Origin of the sequence: Tolypothrix sp. PCC 7712 (assembly GCF_025860405.1) — a bacterium.
Taxonomy (GTDB): Bacteria; Cyanobacteriota; Cyanobacteriia; order Cyanobacteriales; family Nostocaceae; genus Aulosira; species Aulosira diplosiphon.
Genome location: NZ_CP063785.1, coordinates 4523297 through 4544315 on the forward strand (window position 1 = coordinate 4523297; position 21019 = coordinate 4544315).

Annotated in this window: 17 protein-coding genes; 11 read left to right on the plus strand and 6 right to left on the minus strand. The window is 40.2% G+C overall.

The window, feature by feature from the left end:
• Positions 1-142: 142 nt before the first annotated feature.
• The gene (locus HGR01_RS18685) at positions 143-673 is read right to left on the minus strand and encodes a pentapeptide repeat-containing protein (RefSeq protein WP_045874621.1); all 531 of its coding nucleotides are present in this window, start codon (positions 671-673) and stop codon (positions 143-145) included.
• Positions 674-1446: 773 nt separating this feature from the next.
• On the opposite strand from HGR01_RS18685, the gene HGR01_RS18690 reads away from it, so the two are divergent.
• The 8 genes from HGR01_RS18690 to uvrC all read left to right on the plus strand — a co-directional run bounded on the left by HGR01_RS18690 (position 1447) and on the right by uvrC (position 10128).
• Positions 1447-2694 (plus strand): hypothetical protein, encoded by a 1248-nt coding sequence (locus HGR01_RS18690; RefSeq protein WP_045874654.1) that lies wholly within the window; start codon positions 1447-1449, stop codon positions 2692-2694.
• A 229-nt stretch (positions 2695-2923) separates the two neighbouring features.
• Positions 2924-3634, plus strand: a complete 711-nt coding sequence (locus HGR01_RS18695; RefSeq protein ID WP_045874620.1) for a PspA/IM30 family protein — start codon at positions 2924-2926, stop codon at positions 3632-3634.
• Between the two features lie 163 nt (positions 3635-3797).
• Positions 3798-4586: a PspA/IM30 family protein gene (locus HGR01_RS18700; RefSeq protein ID WP_045874619.1), complete on the plus strand. Its 789-nt coding sequence runs from the start codon at positions 3798-3800 to the stop codon at positions 4584-4586.
• 74 nt (positions 4587-4660) lie between these two features.
• Complete coding sequence (locus HGR01_RS18705) at positions 4661-4819, plus strand: hypothetical protein (RefSeq protein ID WP_155539666.1); 159 nt, start codon at positions 4661-4663, stop codon at positions 4817-4819.
• 48 nt (positions 4820-4867) lie between these two features.
• Positions 4868-5203, plus strand: a complete 336-nt coding sequence (locus HGR01_RS18710) for a thioredoxin family protein (RefSeq protein WP_045874617.1) — start codon at positions 4868-4870, stop codon at positions 5201-5203.
• 562 nt (positions 5204-5765) lie between these two features.
• Positions 5766-6962 carry an LL-diaminopimelate aminotransferase gene (locus tag HGR01_RS18715; RefSeq protein ID WP_194007940.1) on the plus strand — a complete coding sequence of 399 codons (1197 nt, stop codon included), beginning with the start codon at positions 5766-5768 and terminating at the stop codon, positions 6960-6962.
• Positions 6963-7685: 723 nt separating this feature from the next.
• The gene (locus tag HGR01_RS18720; RefSeq protein ID WP_045874616.1) at positions 7686-8099 is read left to right on the plus strand and encodes a response regulator; all 414 of its coding nucleotides are present in this window, start codon (positions 7686-7688) and stop codon (positions 8097-8099) included.
• A gap of 160 nt (positions 8100-8259) precedes the next feature.
• Positions 8260-10128 carry an excinuclease ABC subunit UvrC gene (uvrC, locus tag HGR01_RS18725; protein WP_045874615.1) on the plus strand — a complete coding sequence of 623 codons (1869 nt, stop codon included), beginning with the start codon at positions 8260-8262 and terminating at the stop codon, positions 10126-10128.
• A 561-nt stretch (positions 10129-10689) separates the two neighbouring features.
• Here the strand turns inward: uvrC and HGR01_RS18730 are convergent.
• The gene (locus tag HGR01_RS18730) at positions 10690-11811 is read right to left on the minus strand and encodes an RNA-guided endonuclease InsQ/TnpB family protein (RefSeq protein ID WP_045867859.1); all 1122 of its coding nucleotides are present in this window, start codon (positions 11809-11811) and stop codon (positions 10690-10692) included.
• A 38-nt stretch (positions 11812-11849) separates the two neighbouring features.
• Here HGR01_RS18730 and HGR01_RS18735 point away from each other — a divergent pair, with 38 nt between their 5' ends.
• From HGR01_RS18735 to HGR01_RS18745, 3 genes are all read left to right on the plus strand, one after another.
• Positions 11850-11996 carry a ribbon-helix-helix protein, CopG family gene (locus HGR01_RS18735; RefSeq protein ID WP_045868487.1) on the plus strand — a complete coding sequence of 49 codons (147 nt, stop codon included), beginning with the start codon at positions 11850-11852 and terminating at the stop codon, positions 11994-11996.
• A 621-nt stretch (positions 11997-12617) separates the two neighbouring features.
• On the plus strand, positions 12618-12797 hold the full coding sequence (locus HGR01_RS18740; protein WP_071989495.1) for a replication restart DNA helicase PriA: 180 nt from the start codon (positions 12618-12620) through the stop codon (positions 12795-12797).
• Positions 12798-13056: 259 nt separating this feature from the next.
• Complete coding sequence (locus tag HGR01_RS18745; protein ID WP_045874614.1) at positions 13057-13245, plus strand: hypothetical protein; 189 nt, start codon at positions 13057-13059, stop codon at positions 13243-13245.
• 183 nt (positions 13246-13428) lie between these two features.
• Here HGR01_RS18745 and rlmN read toward each other — a convergent pair whose 3' ends face one another.
• The 4 genes from rlmN to HGR01_RS18765 all read right to left on the minus strand — a co-directional run bounded on the left by rlmN (position 13429) and on the right by HGR01_RS18765 (position 20890).
• On the minus strand, positions 13429-14523 hold the full coding sequence (gene rlmN, locus HGR01_RS18750) for a 23S rRNA (adenine(2503)-C(2))-methyltransferase RlmN (protein WP_045874613.1): 1095 nt from the start codon (positions 14521-14523) through the stop codon (positions 13429-13431).
• A 160-nt stretch (positions 14524-14683) separates the two neighbouring features.
• Positions 14684-16024 (minus strand): ATP-binding protein, encoded by a 1341-nt coding sequence (locus tag HGR01_RS18755; RefSeq protein ID WP_052335459.1) that lies wholly within the window; start codon positions 16022-16024, stop codon positions 14684-14686.
• The gene (locus HGR01_RS18760) at positions 16024-16644 is read right to left on the minus strand and encodes a cysteine hydrolase family protein (RefSeq protein WP_045874612.1); all 621 of its coding nucleotides are present in this window, start codon (positions 16642-16644) and stop codon (positions 16024-16026) included. The genes HGR01_RS18755 and HGR01_RS18760 overlap by 1 nt, the downstream gene beginning before the upstream one ends.
• 679 nt (positions 16645-17323) lie before the next feature.
• Positions 17324-20890, minus strand: coding sequence for a CHAT domain-containing protein (locus tag HGR01_RS18765; protein ID WP_096621646.1), 3567 nt, complete (start codon positions 20888-20890; stop codon positions 17324-17326).
• Between the last annotated feature and the right edge of the window lie 129 nt (positions 20891-21019).

The following is a 21019-nucleotide window of genomic DNA, read 5'->3' on the forward strand; positions in this document are numbered from 1 at the left end:
ATGGGGATTGGAGATGAGAAAGATGAGGAAAATAAACAATTCAAAATTTTTCCCTTTTACCAATTACCAATTACCAAATGACAAATGACAAATGACAAATGACAAATGACAAATGACAAATGACAAATGACAAATGACAAATTCAACCATTCTCATCCAAAATCGTCCCTTCCAAATTAGCTTGCTCTAAATTTGCGCCGTTTAAGTTGGCTTGGTTTAAGTCTGCTTGAGCAAGATTCGCCTGGGTGAGGTCGGCTACGGTTAAGTCTGCGCCACTTAAATCGGCTTTATCTAAATTTGCAGCTACCAAAGTTGCTTCGTGTAACTCCGCCTCACTCAAATTAGCTTCAATTAGCTTGGCAACAGTTAAATCAGCCTGAGTCAAATTAGCACCATCTAAAACAGCCCCATCTAAAATAGCACCATCTAAGATAGCTCCAGTGAGATTACTCCCAGTCAGGTCAGCATCACTCAAATTTGCACCGTTGAGATCAGCCTCAATCAGGCTAGTTTGGCTTAAATTTGCATGGCTGAGATTCGCACCATCTAAAATTGCTCTATCTAAAATGGCCCCACTGAGATTGGCTTCTCTCAAATTGGCTTCGCTGAGGTTGACAGCAGTAAAATCTCTTGCGCCTGCGGCATAGTTAGAAAGAAGTTCTTCTGCTTTCATCATGATCCTCCGCTAGTTACTACTGCTGTTTGAGCGATCGCAATCTATTACCCAGCATGGGTAACAGATAATTTCAAAATAATTTGTAATTCGTAATTATTTGTTCAGACGATGGTTAAACTATGTTATCTATTAATAATTTTTTTAGTTACCGCCTAAAGTTGTTATTTGATTTCACTCTTAGGATGGTTATGGCAGCTTGCGAATTAGGGCTTTGTGGTAGAAAAGACGTTAAGTGTAGCGATCGCGTCTTTTTCAGATAAGTTCATTAAAATTCAAGTTACATCATCAGGGCAGCAGGCTAGATACTGCCCCGCAAGAGATTGATAAAATTTAATATACAAATTAAATGTGTTTTCGCTGATAAAAACTTGAAAACCAGTTTTAATATGCATGAGTTGCTGTTGACCCAATACTACTCAGTTAAGCGTTGTGAACTCAAAATTGGTTTTGGGGAAAAGGTTAAAGGTTTTTTATTTCCCTTTTCCCATTCCCCTTTTTCCTCTTAACCGACAAGTATTGGCTGTTGACCCCCATAACAAACAGATCTGGGTCAGTTACATAAGCCATGATTGAGTTTGTTTCTCGAGTCTATACTAGAACAATTCATTCAGGATGCTGAAAAAATGAGCCAGTCCATTACAAGACTTCCCTGTGTTGTGACGGCTAGTGTACCACTGTCACAACGTGTTTACAGTTGTCCTAATTATGATTGATCAATTGACCGTGATGGCAAGACGGCAATTCAATTATCAAAATTTATGGAGCAGGCCATGAGTCAAAATTTACCAATAGATTCCCGTACTCAATCATCTAAAACACCTGGACTGAAGCCAGGACTAGCTTCGGCATTGGCAAGTTTAGAAGTCCAGTTAGATCAAGAATTAGCGCGGTATAGACGCACACGCGATACCTCGAGATTAGCCAATCCTCGTGTAGTTAGTTATATTGGCAGTACACCACAAGCGATCGCCCAAGCAATTCTCGAACAATCTCAGTCAACAGATATTAAATCACCCACGCCACCTGCACCTGTAACCCCAGATCCTCTGTTAGAAGCAGCTACGGATACAGTCAGGTTTGAGGAACTAGATCATCTTCAGTTATCCTCAACCCCAGAGGTGGCGACAACGCTCACTCCACCACCGCCACCGCCACCAGTCCCGCCAACTCCAGCTAGCAGCATAGTACGTACAGAACCACCTGATGAGGATGATACTGTTCTACAGTCAGATGATCCACCAAGCGAGCCTGATAACTATTTAGAATCTAGTGAAGCGCTGTTACGTAGTGTCACTGACGAAGAATCACCAGCGAAACGCCCCAGCACTGCCAATGACGGTATACTTTCACCTTTGGGCATAGGTTCAATGCTGCTGTTATTAGTAGCAAGTTTGACTTTAGGCTATGTGGTATTTAATCCCAAAAGCTTGACGCAGTTAAAGCTAAGTAACGTTTTTAATGGTAAATCTTCAGCACCTGCAGAAAATACAGCCAATGTAGAAACTAATATCCAAGCACCGCCGGAAACATTACTCACACCTATACCCAAGTATCCTAATCTAGCAGCCAAAGAGTTTCCGGAAGTTAAAGATCCTAATGATGTTATCGGCTTAACACCTAAAGGCAAAGCCAACCCCGCACCATTACCTAATCAGATCCCCGTACAACCAGTACAACCCCCCGCAGGCTTATCTGCGCCACAACCAGCAAATCCTACAGCAGCAGCGCCAGTACAAACGATAGAACCTGCGGCTCCTATCAATTCGCCTGCACCATCACCAAACGCCGCCCCCTTCCAGCTCAATCCACAGACCAAACCTTCAGCAGATGGGTTTTATCACGTAGTCACCGATAATCAAAATGAAAGGTCTTTTGCTGCCGCCAGACAGGTAATTCCTGATGCTTATTTATCAAAGGATAACAAGCTGATTTTTCTAGGTGCTTTTAAAACTCAAAAAGAAGTAAAAAAACATCTAGAACTATTACAAAAACGCGGAATTCCAGCCAGAGTGGAATAGCCATAAGTGGCGAAAATCTAGGCGATAATGAAGTAAATATCAATTAATTTAGCTTCTGCCCAGTACAGCATGATGGAAAGAAAAATACCATACCCTACCTGGCAAACAAGCTGGAGAGCAAACAGGGAACTCAGTTACAACATCCCAAAGCCTAAGCATAAAGTTTTTTGACTTTATAAATTCGCCAAAGGAGTTGGGCTGACTGGCACAAAATGAATGGAGAGCCGATATGGAAGTGATGAAGCGTATCCTGCGGGTGTTTCGCGCTAACCTTAATAGTTTAATCGGCAGTACGGAAGATCCAGAGAAGGTTCTGGAACAAACCGTCTTAGAGATGCAAGAAAACTTGATGCAACTACGGCGAGGAGTAGCACAAGCGATCGCCATCCAAAAACGTACCGAACGACAAGCTGCTGCGGCTGATTCTACAGCCGAAGAATGGTATCGTCGCGCGCAACTGGCTCTACAACAAGGTAACGAACCTCTCGCCAAAGAAGCTCTCACTAAACGCCGAGTTTACCAAGAAACTGCCAAAACTCTTTCTGAACAAAGGTTAGAGCAAAATACTTTGGTGGATAAACTCAAACAGGATATGCGGACGCTGGAATTAAAAATATCCGAAGCTAAAACCAAAAAGGATATGTTTATTGCCCGCGCCCGTTCTGCAGAAGCATCCGCCAAGCTGCAAGAAATGCTCAACGGAGTTTCCTCAACCAGCAGTCTCAATGCATTTGAGCGTATGGAAGACAAAGTTTTGCAAATAGAAGCCCAATCAGAAGCTATAGCGCAACTGGGTGGCGACGATCTGCAAAAGAAATTTGCTTCATTAGAATCTAGCAATGACATTGATGCTGAACTAGCAGCAATGAAAATGCAGGTTTTTGATGATGCAAATAACACACCATCACAACAACAGCTACCCAAAAATCAAGACTCTTGATCGTTGGGCAATTACTGAGGCGGGAGTATATCTTAACAATTAAGGGGTGTTGGGAGGTACTGTTCCAGACCGGAAAGATTACATTGGAATAAGTAGCTATTAAACAGTAAAAAGCTTAACTGTCCAACAAATTGCGTAAACAACACAAGGAAAAAACAAAGTTATGGGATTATTTGATCGAATTAAGCGAGTAGTCAGTGCCAATCTCAACGACCTGGTAAATAAAGCAGAAGATCCGGAAAAAATGCTGGAACAAGCCATCCTGGAAATGCAGGAAGACTTAGTACAGCTGCGTCAGGGTGTTGCCCAAGCGATCGCGGCACAAAAACGCACTGAGAAACAGTACAATGATGCCCAAAATGAAATTAATAAGTGGCAACGCAATGCCCAACTAGCCCTACAAAAAGGTGATGAAAATCTAGCACGGCAAGCCCTAGAACGTAAAAAAACTTACACTGAAACTGGCACTGCGCTGAAAACTAGCTTAGATCAACAAAGTGGGCAAGTTGAAACCCTCAAGCGCAACCTCATCCAGCTAGAAAGCAAGATTTCTGAGGCTAAAACCAAGAAAGAAATGCTCAAAGCCCGGATTACCACCGCCAAAGCCCAAGAACAACTGCAAGGTATGGTGCGGGGTATGAATACCAGCAGTGCAATGGCGGCTTTTGAGCGCATGGAAGAAAAAGTCCTGATGCAAGAAGCTAGGGCGCAGTCAGCAGGAGAATTAGCTGGTGCTGATTTAGAAAGTCAATTTGCACAGTTGGAAGCTGGTAGTGATGTTGACGATGAATTAGCAGCCCTAAAAGCCCAAATGACCTTAGGCCCTGCTAGTTCAGCCAATCAACCCGCACTACCACCTCAAACACCCCAACAACAAAGCACACAGCCGAAACCCAATGAAGTGGTGGATGCTGAGTTGGAGTCTTTACGCAAGCAATTGGATCAGATGTAATATCTTCACCAAACTGATGAAAGCTCATCCCACGCCCTTTGGTTGTGGGATTTTGTATCTGGGGGGACTGGGGATTGGGGATTGGGGATTGGGGATTGGGGGAAAGGGGAAAAGGGAAAAGGGAAAAGGAAAAAAAAGGGAAATTATTATTACCCATTACCCATTACCCATTACCCATTCCCAATGCCCAATGCCCCATGCCCCATTCCCAATATGTCCTCAGTTTGGGATAGAGTATTTTGTGTGCCCATTTTGATAGATGCCACCTCATGGAGACTGCAATGAGTAAGGGTGTAATCACCGTAACTGATGCTGAGTTTGAAACCGAAGTCTTAACAACCGATCTGCCAGTGTTGGTTTACTTTTGGGCTTCTTGGTGCGGGCCTTGTCGGCTCATGTCACCATTAATTAACTTAGCTGCTACTAAATACAGCGATCGCCTAAAAGTTGTCAAAATGGAAATTGACCCCAACCCACTTACTGTAAAGCAGTATCAGGTAGAAGGCGTACCAGCCTTAAGACTCATTAAAGACAACGCACTTTTGGCATCCTCTGAGGGTGTCATTGGTAAAGACAAATTACTCAGCTTTTTAGATGAACATTTAAATAGTAATTAGTGAAGGTAAGGCTGAAGCATGAAGGATAAAATTACCCTACTTATCAATAGTGTATTTTTTCGCCTACGGCGGCTGGTAATAATTCTCTCTTCATTCTTCATCCTTTATCCCTCCTACTGTCAACAGTCTCAAGTACAAATAAATGACAAGCCCTTTACGGCGGGTGTAAGGGTATTGGGTGCAAAGTATATGCCAGTCTGATGTAAGACTGCAACGGATAGATTTTCTACTCGAAATTGGGTTTAAAGAAAAAATCACAGGGTAAGAGTTAAAGATGTTTTCTTTACCTCTTTCCTCTTGTCATTTTCTCTTTTATCAACAATTATTGAGTCGGAAGTTAACAGCATCCTTGTTTGAGCCAATCAATTTTATTGAGCGGACTCATCTATACCAAGCCTGACATCAAGTTTCCAAAATTCAGTAACAGATTCAAACTCGGAAACCCATGAGAAATCTGGCTTTCTTAAATTTTGAATTGTGAATTTGGAATTGGTTTTACACCGCCATTGTTTGACCTTTATTTTCTTTGTTTTGAATTTTGAATTACCCTTAGGGGTTGATTATGATTGAATTTGCAAAGCGTTTACAACCCCTGCAATCTAATGTGTTTGCAGATATGGATAAAGCCAAGGCGATCGCTTTGGCTGCTGGGAGAGAGATTATTGACCTGTCGCTAGGTTCTTCGGATTTACCAACGGAAGCTCATGTAATTGAAGCGATCGCGCGATCGCTTCACGACCCGAGTACACATGGTTATTTGCTGTTCCATGCTACTCAAGGCTTTCGTCAAGCGGCTGCTAGTTGGTACGAAAAAAAATTTGGGATTAAGGTCGATCCGGAAACTGAGGTATTACCTTTAATCGGTTCTCAGGAAGGTACAGCACATTTACCTCTAGCATTGCTCAATCCTGGCGATTTTGCCTTGCTGCTTGACCCTGGTTACCCTTCCCACGCTGGAGGTGTATATTTAGCTAGCGGTCAAATCTATCCAATGCCATTACGGGCAGAAAATGGTTTTTTACCAGTATTGAGCGATATTCCGGCTGCTGTCTTAGCACAGTCGCGGATGATGGTTTTAAGTTATCCCCACAATCCCACAGCTGCGATCGCGCCGCTATCTTTCTTTAAAGAAGCAGTAGCTTTTTGTCAGCAACATAATATCGTCCTGGTTCACGATTTCCCCTATGTAGATTTGGTGTTTGAGGGGACAGGGGATCAGGGACTGGGAGCAAATTCGGCTTTAGTGCCCTCAATTTTGCAAGCAGACCCCGATAAAAGCATTTCCATTGAATTTTTCACCCTGTCTAAGTCTTACAATATGGGTGGCTTTAGAATTGGCTATGCAATTGGTAATGCTGAATTAATTCGCGCTTTACGCCAAGTTAAAGCAGCCGTCGATTTTAATCAATATCGTGGGATTTTGAATGGCGCGATCGCCGCTTTGACTGGCCCACAAGCGGGAGTGGAAAAAGCTGTTGAGACTTTCCGCAAACGTCGTGATGCTTTTATTAATGCCTTACATCGCATTGATTGGCACGTTCCTACCCCCAAGGCCACAATGTATATTTGGGCAAAGCTACCTCCTACTTGGAGCCAAAATTCTCGGGAATTTTGTACTCAACTAGTCGAAAAAACTGGTGTAGCAGCTTCTCCTGGTACTGGCTTTGGTAAATCTGGTGAAGGATATGTGCGCTTTGCTTTGGTGCATGAGCCACCTTTATTAGAAACTGCTGTTGAGAGAATTGCTGAGTTTCTGTAGGGTTGATTGTGAGCTTTGGCTGCTTTGACAAATATTTATAGCATATGAGGGTGCATTACATAGATTGAATGCACCCTCATATTTTTGACAAAATTGCTCAGTATTTTGTTGAGTTAAAGTTGTGTATTTGCTCTTATTTGAGCGCTTTTTTGGGCATAAAAATACAATCTATCTTGTCCAAACTCGTATATGGAGATAAATTGCCCATTCTTCATAACTAACGAAGATAATTTGATTCCAATTATTTAATACCACAATTATAACTATAAAGAGTTTAAAAAAATATTAACTTTTTGTGGAAGTGAGACTATTAAGATAATATTATGAAATACAGATAAACAAAAACTAAATTCGATTTATTAAAATTTTGACTGATTTACATTCAGCAAATTTATCATTTGACTGACATTTTCCCTAGACTTTGGCTAGATTCTGATTCCCTATCTTGTGCAATAATTGATGTCCGAATTTGAAATTTTTGATTTTCCCAAATAGGAAAATTAAAAATTTTCATAAATACATTTTCAACTCAAAAAGAGCTAAAAATGACAATAGGTTGCGGAAAATTATGAGCATGAGCAACTTCAGTTCTAATTCCGTGAACATCTGGGTTTCATTATTTAGTGATTTAGCTGTAAAGCGCGTAAATAGTCAAGGAGAGGCTCTCAGATTTCAATTGATCATGCCAATTTGATGGAAATTAATATCAGATTATAGCGAACAATGACGGCACAATTAATATCTCTTAATGAGCGATTAAAGTCTCAAGCAATCAAACGAATTCTATTAATTGAAGATAATGATGTTAATAGAATGTTGCTCAGTGACTATCTCAGCCACTTTGGCTACGATGTCCAAAGTCTTTCATTAGGCTCTGCTTTATTTACCACTGTCGAAAAATTTCAGCCAGAGTTAATATTACTGGATTTAAAATTACCAGATATTGATGGCTATTCATTGTTAGCCCAAATCAAGCAAAAACCAGAGTTTGCCAAAATCCCAATAATTGTAGTTTCAGCTTTTGCTTTTGAAATCGATCAGCAACGAGCCATAAATTTAGGAGCTTGGCGTTACTTTGTAAAACCCATCAATCTCAAAGCTTTAATGATGACAATCCAAGAAAAACTAGCTTGTTAAGCTATATCAGCTAAAGTGTGAGAGAAAAATCCTGCGGTCTAAATGGTAGTTGCGTGTGTAGTTAATCTTGGCGGGATAGCAGGTGAAGGAAACAACACAAAAAATTAATATTCTTTAAAATAGAAATAGGTGGATTTATGAAATTACCTAGATCTGTTTCGTGACAAAATCTTCTCCCACACTAGTTAAAGATCCAGAACGCCTAGAAAGTCGTCTAGCTGAAATTCCACCCGAACCAGGTGTTTATTTTATGCGGGACGAAAGCGATCGCATTATCTATATAGGCAAATCGCGGAAATTGCGATCGCGTGTCCGTTCTTATTTCCGCGATGGTTACAATAAAAGCGATCGCATTGCCACAATGGTTAAACAGGTGGCAGAAATTGAATTTATCGTTACCGATACCGAAGCAGAAGCTTTGGCGCTGGAAGCTAACTTGATTAAGCAGCACCAGCCATATTTTAATGTGCTGCTCAAGGATGATAAAAAATATCCTTATGTTTGCATCACTTGGTCAGAAGACTATCCCCGGATTTTTATTACTCGTAAGCGTCAACTAGGGAAAGAAAGAGATAAATTTTACGGGCCATATACAGATGCAGGTTTATTGCGCGAAATCTTACGCATTTCTAAGCGCATCTTTGCCTTGCGCCAACGACCTCAACCATTATTTAAAGACCGTCCTTGCTTGAATTATGATTTGGGACGCTGTCCTGGTGTGTGTCAGCAGCTGATTTCCCCAGAAGAATACCGGAAAACTGTACAAAAAGTAGCGATGGTATTTCAGGGAAGAACTCAGGAACTGATTGATATCCTGAAGCAGCAAATGGAGAAAGCCGCAGAAGCGTTGAACTTTGAAGCAGCAGCGCGGATTCGCGATCAAATAGCTGGGTTAAAGTCACTGACGGCGGATCAAAAAGTTTCTTTACCAGATGATACAGTTTCACGGGATGCGATCGCCTTGGCAGCGGATGACCAACATGCTTGTATTCAATTATTCCAAATTCGTGCAGGGCAATTAGTCGGACGCTTAGGATTTGTGGCGAATGCACAAGCGGAATTTGGTGCTATTTTACAACGCGTGTTAGAAGAACATTACCAAACTGCTGACTCGGTGGAAATTCCCGCAGAAATTTTAGTCCAGCATGAGTTACCAGATAGTGAGATATTGGCAGATATTTTAACTGGGAAAAAAGGGAGAAAAGTGACAATTCTTGCACCCCAGCGCCAAACCAAGGCAGAATTAATCGAAATGGTCGAGCGTAATGCCCAATATGAATTGCAAAGAATGCAAAAATTGGGCGATCGCAATCAGCAAGCAATGCAAGATTTAGCTGCAATTGTTGATTTACCAGACTTACCCCACCGCATCGAAGGTTATGATATCTCCCACATTCAAGGGTCGAATGCAGTAGCTTCCCAAGTAGTATTTATTGATGGGTTACCCGCCAAGCAGCATTATCGTCACTACAAAATTAAAAATCCCACAGTCACCGTCGGACATTCAGATGATTTCGCCAGTCTTGCAGAGGTCATCCAGCGTCGCTTTCGCAAGTATATTGAAGATCCACAATTAACCCGTGCGGGTAATCCTGACTGGCCAGATTTAGTGATGATTGATGGCGGTAAAGGTCAATTATCATCCGTTGTCGCCATTTTGCAAGAGATGAATTTATTAGAAGACTTGCGGGTTGTCAGTTTAGCGAAACGGCGAGAAGAGATTTTTCTCCCAGGAGAATCCCAACCTTTAGAAACCGATGCAGAACAACCAGGAGTACAATTATTGCGACGCTTAAGAGATGAAGCCCATCGCTTTGCTGTCAGTTTCCATCGCCAACAGCGTAGTGATAAATTAAAGCGATCGCGCCTAGATGAAATACCCGGTTTGGGACACCATCGCCAAAAGCTGCTATTGGGACATTTTCGTTCTGTTGACTATATTCGCCAAGCCACACCCGCACAACTAGCAGAAGTATCAGGTATTGGGCCGCGTTTAGCCCAAGAAATCTACGATTATTTTCATCCCTAAGATATAAGCACTTCTTAGTACCAATTCAAATAATGTTTGCGACACATCAATATATTCTAGAGGGCACGGCGTGCCCAGTGGTGTCAACTTAACGTGAAACCCACTCTTGTGCAAGGTTTTGCCCTCTCCCCCAGCCCCTCTCCCACGGGGAGAAGGGAGCCAGAGATTTAGTTCCCCTTCTCCTGCGGGAGAAGGGGTTAGGGGATGAGGGCGCGAGGTATTTGTACAACGCCCACCCTATATCGCTTTTAGCTTAAGTTGACACCAATGCGCCGTGCCTTGCCCCTACAATCTGTTGCATTCTTTGTTCAAATTGGTATTACTCAACAAAAAAAACCGAACAATAATTTTGGAGGGGGTTTGGGGGACGCAACCGTCACCCAATCGGGGGTTTGGGGGAGAATCCCCCAATTCTTCTGGCTTCTTTAATTAGTGATACCAAATCAAAAAATGTCTGCGACGCATCAATATATTCCAAAGGGCGCGGTACGCCGTGCACTCAGCGCTTCCGCAGACCGAAATTGACATACTCCCCAGCCTGAAGGCATGGGGATTCTAGCTTCAGACAGCGATTGCTGGCGTAGCCAGTCTGACATCACCTAAGCCAACAGTCGATGCCCCGACTGCACAAATATTGCGACTAGCGTTTTCGTCTCTTCCATTAACTGACTGACAGGAAGGACAACGCCACTCTCTAACTGACAAATCAAGACTTTCTAGAATATGTTTACAATTAGAGCATGTCTTGCTACTTGGATACCACTGGTCGATAAAGACAACCAGTTTATTCTTCTTCTTGGCAACCCATTCTAGGATTTGCAGAAACTCACCAAACGCTAAGTCTGATATTTGCCTGCCCCAAAGACGTTGCATTCCTTTGAGATTTAAAGTCTCAAAACAGAGAATATCGAACCTATCTGTTAGCTCATGAGCTAATTTCCAGAACCAATCACGCCGACGGTTGGAAATATCTTCATGCTTGCGTACTAAATTCTTTCTGGCTCGTTCTCTGTTAGATGAGCCTTTTAGCTTTTTGGAATGCCGCGAACTTGCTTTTTTAATGGCGCTTAGGGATTGCTTGAAAAATTGGGGCGATTCAATTTTAGTGCCGTCTGAGCAAGTGAGGAATGTCTTTAACCCAAAATCAAAGCCAGCGATTTTACCCGTCTTAACTTCAACTTCTGAGCTACCCTCATCAACAACCAAAACCATAAATAACTCACCTAACGGGGTGCGTTTAATAGTTAGGGTTTTGACTGTTCCCTCAATTTCTCTGGACTTCCAAAACTGGTAAACTCGACTACCAATTTTTACCCTATTTCCACCCAAAAACTTATAACCTGCCTGCTTAAGGGTGAACGATTTGTATTTCTTGACCTTCTTAAATCCTGGTGGTCTTACTCCTTTGTTATTGTGTTTGAAAAACAATTGGTAAGCTTTCTCAATGCGTTGACAAATATCTTGTGCTGCTTGAGAACCTACTGATTGCCAAAAAGAATTACGCTTTCTTAATTTGGCGATATGAGCCTGAAGTTTTGCACAGTTTAAATGCTTGCCAAACATCCGGTAATACCTTTTATGTAGAGCAATGCAATGGTTATAAATCACTCCAGCAGCGTTGATTGTGCGCTTGAGGTGTCTATTCCTTTTGTGTTCGTACAATTTAAACTTCAGTGTTTTCATGCTAGTATTATACCATAAAACGACGGCAATATGACGGCATGAAGAAATTAACAGTTCGATGCTCTAATGAAGAGTATGAAACGCTTTTGAAATACTGCGAAGAAACAGATCGCACTCAAAATGACGTACTTAGAGAGATGATCCGGAAGTTGAAGAAAAGCCGTGCTAGAAGCACGGGGCTTTAGACCCAATTTTTTGGTAACTTTAATATTCCTTAATCAATGCTGTTAAAAATCTTCAGCAGGTCAATAAGAAAGTGATGGGTAATTGATAGTTGGGAAAACCCAATATCGATTACCCATTCCCCATTACCCATTACCAACAACTAGACTAACAGACATTAACCAGGCTTTGAACTATCAAGATTGGAAGTTTTAATTAAATTATTTCCCCGTCATTTCATTGCCATTTCAACAGCATAAATCTTAAGCAAAGCTTAAATAAAATTATTTTGTGACCAATTATACAGTATTTTCAATAGTTTAACTTTTTGCTATTAATATACTTACTATTTCTGGAGATCACTGTAAATAACGTGATATGAAGGTATTAGTGGCAGGGATCATTCCATCTCTAAATAGTGAGTAGGTCAAAAATAAACTTATATATCTAAAGTGAGATGATAACCAAGCACATAGACTAAGATAATAGTTATACAATAGCGTTAGTTTTTGCAATTTAAATTTCGTTTAAAGTAATTAGCCAAATATATAGGCTTTTTATTAAGTGGTGTGACGCAAATAAATGTATACGGGTAGAATTGGTAGTTTTTTTAAGTAGATTAGTTACAACTAAGGGTTTTTAAAATGCAGAGTATATACAAAATTTGTTGCCCCAACTGTGGCAGCGCGGCTGAACGTCACTATATTTTTGATAGTCAAATCACTCGCACACAATGCCCAACTTGCGACTACTTAATGATCAGTTGCACTCGTACTGGTAGAGTTATTGAGGCTTATGCCCCTGGTATTCACGCTAAAAGATAATATTTTTGATAATTCTACAGAACTCAGAAACTATGGATATCTAGCAAACCCACAATGATTCGTGAAATTATTTGTTATGCGGCGTAAGGGTTTCGTTAATTTAGAAAGAACTGCTTATTTACGCCGTGCTTTACTAAGATTATTGTTTTTTTGACTCTTGAGCGCTGCTAATTGCAATCTAGTGAAAAACTTGTGTAAAGCTTAGGGAGCAGAGTCAAACTCTCTTCTACCCATTATTGCTAAAAAGCTTTTTGCAAGTATGCCTTCCATTACCTACAATCGCACCAACAGTCAGCAGCCGGAAAGCATCATCCTGAAAGATTATGTTGTCCATCCGGGATTACACATTCTCAGCCACGAGCAGATAAGGTTGGTGCGTGAGCAAATACAGCAAGATAGCAAGCTGGAATCCCTGGTTAGTCAAGGTGTGATTAAATTGAGTGGCTGATACGCATCTGTATACACTTGATTAAGTTTGCATTATTGACACAGTGTTGATTCCTGCGTAAGCAAACGCGGAAATAGACAATACAAATTGTGGGGCGGTGATTCCAAATAATTACCGCCCTACAATTTCATCAATGTTTGATATTAGCTTTTATCAGCTTTTAATTTTGCATTATCTTGGACATCATGATTTACTAGCTCTCAATTGCCCACACGCAGCATCAGCATCTAAACCGCGAGAATAGCGCACACTAACCGCAATATTCTGTTGCTGAAGCACATTGAGGAAGGCTTGAATGCGATCGCTACTGGGGCGTTTATAATCTACTTCTTGAATAGGATTATAGGGAATTAAATTGACATGGCTTTGGAAACCCCGCAAGCATTTGGCTAATTGCAAAGCATGTTCTGGTAAGTCGTTGACACCAGCCAGCAGAATATATTCAAAAGTTACACGACGACCAGTAATTTCCACATATTCCCGACATTCTGCTAATAAATCTTCTAAAGGATAAGGGCGGGCGCTGGGTATCAGTTGTTCTCGCAGTGCTTGGTTAGGTGCGTGGAGACTGACAGCGAGAGTAATTTGGAGATGATGTTGGGCTAACTGACGAATGCGATCGCGAATACCCACTGTAGAAACAGTAAGCGATCGCTGTCCGATACCGACATCTTGATTGAGGGATTTCAGGGCTGCTAAGACATTCTCCGTATTTAACAACGGTTCGCCCAATCCCATGAATACTACATTACTTACCCGTTGCTGAAAATCTTCTTGTACAGTCAACACCTGATCGACAATTTCATGTCTGGCTAAGTTGCGCTTATAGCCGCCTTTCCCAGTAGCGCAGAAATCACAAGCCATCGGACAACCCACCTGAGTAGAGACACAGACTGTTAAGCGGGTTTTGGAAATTTCTCCCCCTTTACCAAAACTGGGAATCCCCACAGTTTCGATAATTTGTCCATCTGACAGTTGCAATAAATATTTAACTGTGCCGTCCCTTGCTTCCGAGCGGTAATGTATCTTGGAACGTCCAATGGGAATTTCTGCTAAATCCGCACGCCATTGCTTAGGAAAAACAGTGATATCAGCAAGCGATCGCACTCCTTTATGATAAATCCAATCATGCAGCTGCTTACCTCGATAACCAGGTTGTCCTTGCTGCTGTACCCAAGCAGTTAACTCGGTAACAGACGCACCTAGTAAAGGGGGAATATTTTCTAACTTTTCTGAGTTGGGTGAGTCAACCTGAGATACAAGCGGCGTAGCAGACATAAATTAATCAATCACAAATGGATGCTGAATCTCTATCCTACCGTTTATAGTTCAAATTGGTTATTGGTAATTGGTAATTGGTAATTGGTAATGGTTCATGATTGATAGGGTGAACGCTACCAAATCTTTCGTTACAACCCTAAGCTTTACTTCATCCTTCTTACACAATGGGAATTTGGATGCAAAATTCTGTTTCTTTGTTTGGCAAAGAGGTGCAGGTTAATTTACCTTGGTGCATTTCTATCACAATTTGATAACTTACAAATAAGCCAAGTCCAATTCCCTTACCCACAGTTTTGGTTGTAAAGAACGGATCGAAGATTTTTGCCATTACAGATTCAGGTATAGGCAAACCATTGTTTTTAATCCCAATATTCAGCCAAACTTCATCAATGATTTCTGTACTAATCCAAATTGTAGGCATTAAAAGTTGAGATTGGTTAATTGCCTCCAGTAAAGCATCAATAGCATTATTGATAATATTCATGAATACTTGATTCATCTGCGCCGGATAGCACTTGATCAGGGGAATTCTGCCATAATCCTTGATAATTTGAATTCCCATCATTCCCGAATTGTTTGTGAGGCGATGACGAAGTAATGTAATTGTGTGATCGATACCGACGTGAATATCAACATTTTTGATTTCTGCTTCATCCAACCGGGAAAAATTGCGTAACAATAATACAACTTCTCGAATGCGATCGCTACCTGCTTGCATCGATTGCAATAGCTTCGCTAAGTCTTGTTGAATAAATTCTAAATCAAAATATTTAATTGCTTCTTGAACATGTAGCGGCGTAACTGGATAAGCTTGCTGGTAAAGTTCTATTATTTGGAATAATGCTTCTGTATACTCTGATGCATAAGAGAGATTGGCATAAATAAAGTTAACTGGATTATTAATTTCGTGAGCAATCCCTGCTACTAATTGTCCCAGACTCGACATTTTTTCAGTTTGTACTAATTGAGCCTGAGTATATTTAAGTTTCTCTAGGGTTAATTTTAATTCATGGTTTGCTTGAATTAGCTCAGTATTGCGTTGTTCTACCCTAGCTTCCAGTTCTTCATTCGTTTGCTTCAGTAATACTTCTGCTTGCTTACGATCATTAATATGGATCAGTGAACCCGAGAATTCAGATTCATCACAAGGTTGAATTGACAGTTCTAGCCACACAATCACACCAGTTTGATGGTGAAAGCGGAGTTCTTGACAGACTTCTACTCCAGTTTGTAGCTTTTCTAAAGTTGCCTGCCATAAGTGCCGATCATTTGCGTCAATCAAATTGCTTAAAGGGCTACCAATGACATCTGCTACCTGATAGCCAAGGGTTTTAGTCCAAGCTTGGTTGAGGAATTTCACATTACCCAAGCGATCGCATTTAAACACAATTTCGCGCAGACTATTCACCAATTCTCGGTAACGCCGTTCCGATTCAGACAATTTCTCCATCAAACTGTACTGAATTTGGGTATGCAATTCATTGTTGAAATCTGACATTATGCTATGGTCAAACGCTGAAGTAATTTGGTGTGGTTGATGGTATCCGCGTACAAAGGGAAGACATGAGTATGATAAAATTCCTGCTCAAATACAGTGCGAGCAGAGGTGCAATCAGACAAAACTATTACCTGATAGCCTTTTTCATGAGCAGAACGACCTGTAGAATCGATACAAATTGAAGTCACAGCACCAGCCAAAACTACATGAGTAATCTCTTTTTCCTGAAGAATCTCTTCTAAATTTGTATTAATGAAAGCATTAAATCCTCGTTTTCCCGGAACTTCGAGAATGTTGCTACGAAATGGTAACAACTCATCAATCATCTGCGAACCCTTGAAACCAACTTGGAAAGCCCCAACATCTTTGATAGTTTTGAGAATTCCTACAGGTTCAATCAATTCCTGATAGTTTGGCGTAAAAAAAATTGGTGTTGCAATCAATAAAACTGGAGTCGCTAGCAAACATCGTACAAGCTCAACAGTGTTTTCTAGTACTTTGGTAGCTCTTGAAGATTCCTCAATTACATTATATAAAATCCCATCAGCCGCAAAGTAGTCATTTTGAAAACCAATCAAAAGTACAGCAGTACGTTGGGGTTGTATTGTATTTATCAGCATTTAGGATATACACACATTTCAGTAAATCGATGACTATAAATCACAACTATATTCAGAATAATAAAGCTTAGGGATAAAAATGAAAACCTATACCCTAATTCCTTTCTCAATTTGATACAGTTTGATTTAATCGCGCCTACTTACCTATATAGTCTTCCCATTTTCAGCGAGTTTATAACGATAAATTGATATACTTTACAGAGCATCAAAAAGCTGAAATTGCGTCTATGGAGTTAAAGCTACTGAAACCCAACAAATACAATAAAACTTTGCCTTGGGAAACTAAATCCCAGCGATAATTTTATATAGTCTTCCCCGTTTAAGTTAATTTCTAACAATAAGCAATGTAAGGCTAATCAAGTTGTAGGGTGCGTTAGCGGCGAGAGTACAGCACCTATAACAAAATACAGTTCAGTTAAGAAAATTAATTGATCACAAAACTAAAAACTAGTTACTCAAGAAAAAACAGAACAATAATTTTGGAGGGGGTTTGGGGGACGCAACCGTCACCCAATCGGGGGTTTGGGGGAGAATCCCCCAATTCTTCTGGCTTCTTGAATAACTGACAAATCAATCGCTAATGAGCTTAACCCAAGCGTATTGATCTATAATAATGCTTTCCGTGCGTGCGCTACGGCTTACACCTAAAGCACGCTACAAAAAATTTCAATTTAGTTTCTTACCAACCATTACCCATCAAAATAAATGGGGCCCAATAATATGGATGTGTAAAGTTAGTAAGATTTCTTTTTGGTGTTGTAGGTGCGCCTGGTACTGCTTCCACATTAATCGCCCCTCGTTCAACATTGCTATTTGCAGAATTATTACTACTCAACAAACTAAGTTGCGCTTGACGTAAAGCCTGGGCTTTTGTTGGGTGGCTATCTTTCGCTAAGTTTGCATAAAATTGTTGCATTAGTAAACTAGTGCTAGCATCATCCACCAGCCATAAAGAAGCCATAACAGCCTTCGCACGACGGTTGAGAAAATAAAAGCTGACACCAGGAATCTCTAACCCGTCTTTTGCTGTTTCACCTAATGCAGTTTCACAAGCAGAAAGCACTACCAAATGTACATCACTTAAATCTTCCAAATTATCAATTTTGGGAATTGGCAATTTTTCCCCAGTCCCTAAGACTAAATAAGAATCATCTTGTTTTCCTGGGACAAATACGCCATGTGTAGCGATGTGCAAAATATTATGCCCTTTCAGATTATCACGTAAAGTCCGATAATCAAATGCCTGATTGAGATATTCTTGACCAGGATAAATCCCATTTTTATCACTTGGTTTTTGGCGAATAATTGCGTCTAGTTCTGCGGGAACATTAGGTAAAGCATTAAATCCGGGGACAGCCTTAGATAAACCTAAGCCTAAAACTTTGGTATTAGCGGTTCCAGCCGGAAGGCGCGAATCTGTATCTGTTAAACCAGCCGAGAGGACTGTAGAAATATTATAGTTTTCTACTAGATATTGCTTACCATCAAATAACGCGCTGATGGGTATATAACGTGCCGCACGATCCAAAGAGAAGACCAGATTTTCAATTTTATTAGCTTTTAATTCTGGTTCTACTGGTTTAATTAACCAATCATAGAGTTGCTTCCCAGTTGCTTTCACTTCATTAATATCAGAACTAGGATTTTGCAGCAACTTGCGGAATTTATTCACCGTTTCTCTAATTTTTGGCTCACCTACAGAGACTTCTACACTTTTAACCACACCTCCTTTCGATACCCACAACAACCAAGTTTTATCTTCTACCACAAACACATTCATTAACACTGTTCCTGGTTGCGATTCGACAATTTTCTTGCCTATACTTCTGAGGTCTTGGGTATCAAGATTACCTCGGTCTTTCGAGAGGCGATCGCGCACATTTTTCTCTAAGTTTTGAATCTTTTGATTAAACTCTGAAATTAAGGCATCTCGTTCATCTGCTAATTTAGTTTTCTCTACGCAATTATTTTTTTGACATTCATCAAATTTTTGTCCAAAAGCAATCAAACTCCCATAATTTTTTATGAGCTTGGTTTCAGCAGGAGTTTGACCCATTGGCTTAGGAAGATTCGCGACTCTATTATTATTCGTAAATTCGCTTAATTCTTGTACCTTTAACAGTTCTAAAACTTGGCTAGCTTCTAAACTGCGATTTTGAGACAGTAATAAGTTAGCATATTCACGATAAATGTCAGCAATATTCGTCCGATCTGCATCTTGCACAGACTGCAGAAAAGATGTTTGTAAGTCTTTTGAAAGTCCCCGATTTTTCTCCCTAACTTTCTCAATATCATTAATTGCTTTTTGATAATAAGCAATCGCCGTTGTTTGTTGCTTTAAATCTCGGTAAATTCTCGCTAAACCTGCATATAATATAGCTCGATTGCCAGAATAATTTAATTTATCTGCAATAGTAGTAGCTTGGTTATAGGCATCAATTCCTTGCTGGTATTGTTTCGCCTTTCGATAAAAGCCGCCTAAATATATCAGCATTTGCGCTTCTGATTTTGCATCTTGAGCATTTCTGGCTATTTGTACACTTTTTTGAATGTAATCCAGGGCTTTTTGGTGATCATTCAATCCCCCATATCCAATTCCTAAAAATAGATTGTTCAACATCAAAAATTGTTGTTGATAATAGGGAATGTTGATACTAGGGACTAAATTTAAACCTTCTTGAGATGAAGCAATAGTCTTTTGATAGTCTCCCTGAATAAACTGGTTAAAAGTCCAATACAACAGAGATGTGGCTTCAATTATAGGAATTTGCTTAATCTTGCGGGCAATATTTAATGCTTCTTGAGATAATTCGCTAGATTTTTGGTAATTTCCTAAACTGATATAGGTGCTAGATAATGTTAATAAAGGTTTAACTGTTGCAGCCGGATTCTGGCTTTTTTTAGCAAGTTCTAAACTTTTAGCAGCAAACTCAATGGTTTTTTGATATTCATCTACATTACTGTAAATCTCCGCGATCGCATTCAAAGCATCTGACTCAATCTCTGGATTTTTGATGTTTTTAGCAATTGTCAAAGCTTGCTCGGCTAATTCCAAAACCTGGCGATGTTCTGCATCAGTTACAGCTAAAGATTTAGAAGCACTAGCTAGAATTAGCAATCCATTAGCCTCATACTCTGGATTTTTCAGTTCCCGCGATATTTGTATAGTTTGTTGTGCCAATGGAATCGCTTTATTGTATTCTCCAGAAATATCGTGTGATTTTGCTAGTAACCACAAAATACCCATTTCTGATAATTTCTTAAAATCTGCCAATGAATTACTTTGTTGCTGTCCAGAAATATTAGCTAGTATTGTCCACTCATCTTCATTGAGATTGCGTACAGACGACAGCAACTGTTCCCCAAGCTGGATAATTTTAGGATAGTCAGCTATCGCATCATAAGTTTGAATTAGTTGTACCATTACTGCTAACTGCAGCGTTTTTTGTAGTAATTCTGGTTTAATAGAGGAAGCATTAATACCAGATAAGCTGATTAATAACTGACTATCATCACTATTAAGTTTATTGCTTTGAAAAAACTCGAGTACCTGCTGCCCAAGTTCAATAGCTTTTTGGTATTGTTTTTGCTCGGTCAATACAGCTATTTGACTGTAAGCTTGAAAAGCTACTACATATTTAATTACATTGCCAAAATTAGTAGCTAATTGCTGCTGATATTCTTGTAATTTGGCAGTATTACCTTGAGCCTTATAAGCTTCCAATAACTGAATTAAAGACTGCAACTGCAACTCACGACTTTTAATATCTTGGGCGATTTGCCAACTCTGGGGTAAAAACTCCAGTGCTTTGTCATATTTCTTGAGGCTGTTATATACCACACCTAAATTCAGCAGACTTCTAGCTTCTAAATCTCGGTGATTAATTTGCCTTGCAATTACCAAACTTTGCTCGTAAGCAGCAATAGATTTGCTACTATCTTTTTTGGCAGCATAAACATCGCCTAATTTTTGTAGAGTTTGACCTTGTCCCGCCAAATCTTTAATTTGTTGATAGATATTTAATGCTTGTTGTAAAGACTGCAATGCAGCATCTAGCTGTTTAGTATTCGCTTGTTTAATACCTTGCTGTAACAGCAGATTAGCTTGGGCTTGGCGCTGGTTCGTGGTTGTGGATTGGGCTAAAGTATTTTTGAGCGATGGACGGTTATTAGCTGCTGCTGCGATCGGGCAAATTAAAGAAAGTATTAAAGTAAAGACGGTAAGAGATTTAACATGGTGTTTCATGGCAATTCCTTAAATAGCAGTAATATAAATTGCGCCCTCAATCATCTATATCTCACAGACGGGGAGAACATATGCAAAAATTTGAGCGTCGAGCCATACAGTGAGATCAGCGCTGAATTTAACTATTGG

Excerpts from the sequence above, each read along its gene's own strand:
- HGR01_RS18685 (WP_045874621.1), bottom strand. The coding sequence starts at position 673 with ATGAAAGCAGAAGAACTTCTTTCTAACTATGCCGCAGGCGCAAGAGAT.
- HGR01_RS18690 (WP_045874654.1), top strand. The coding sequence starts at position 1,447 with ATGAGTCAAAATTTACCAATAGATTCCCGTACTCAATCATCTAAAACA.
- HGR01_RS18695 (WP_045874620.1), top strand. The coding sequence starts at position 2,924 with ATGGAAGTGATGAAGCGTATCCTGCGGGTGTTTCGCGCTAACCTTAAT.
- HGR01_RS18700 (WP_045874619.1), top strand. The coding sequence starts at position 3,798 with ATGGGATTATTTGATCGAATTAAGCGAGTAGTCAGTGCCAATCTCAAC.
- HGR01_RS18710 (WP_045874617.1), top strand. The coding sequence starts at position 4,868 with ATGAGTAAGGGTGTAATCACCGTAACTGATGCTGAGTTTGAAACCGAA.
- HGR01_RS18715 (WP_194007940.1), top strand. The coding sequence starts at position 5,766 with ATGATTGAATTTGCAAAGCGTTTACAACCCCTGCAATCTAATGTGTTT.
- HGR01_RS18720 (WP_045874616.1), top strand. The coding sequence starts at position 7,686 with ATGACGGCACAATTAATATCTCTTAATGAGCGATTAAAGTCTCAAGCA.
- HGR01_RS18730 (WP_045867859.1), bottom strand. The coding sequence starts at position 11,811 with ATGAAAACACTGAAGTTTAAATTGTACGAACACAAAAGGAATAGACAC.
- HGR01_RS18735 (WP_045868487.1), top strand. The coding sequence starts at position 11,850 with ATGAAGAAATTAACAGTTCGATGCTCTAATGAAGAGTATGAAACGCTT.
- HGR01_RS18740 (WP_071989495.1), top strand. The coding sequence starts at position 12,618 with ATGCAGAGTATATACAAAATTTGTTGCCCCAACTGTGGCAGCGCGGCT.
- HGR01_RS18745 (WP_045874614.1), top strand. The coding sequence starts at position 13,057 with ATGCCTTCCATTACCTACAATCGCACCAACAGTCAGCAGCCGGAAAGC.
- rlmN (WP_045874613.1), bottom strand. The coding sequence starts at position 14,523 with ATGTCTGCTACGCCGCTTGTATCTCAGGTTGACTCACCCAACTCAGAA.
- HGR01_RS18755 (WP_052335459.1), bottom strand. The coding sequence starts at position 16,024 with ATGTCAGATTTCAACAATGAATTGCATACCCAAATTCAGTACAGTTTG.
- HGR01_RS18760 (WP_045874612.1), bottom strand. The coding sequence starts at position 16,644 with ATGCTGATAAATACAATACAACCCCAACGTACTGCTGTACTTTTGATT.
- HGR01_RS18765 (WP_096621646.1), bottom strand. The coding sequence starts at position 20,890 with ATGAAACACCATGTTAAATCTCTTACCGTCTTTACTTTAATACTTTCT.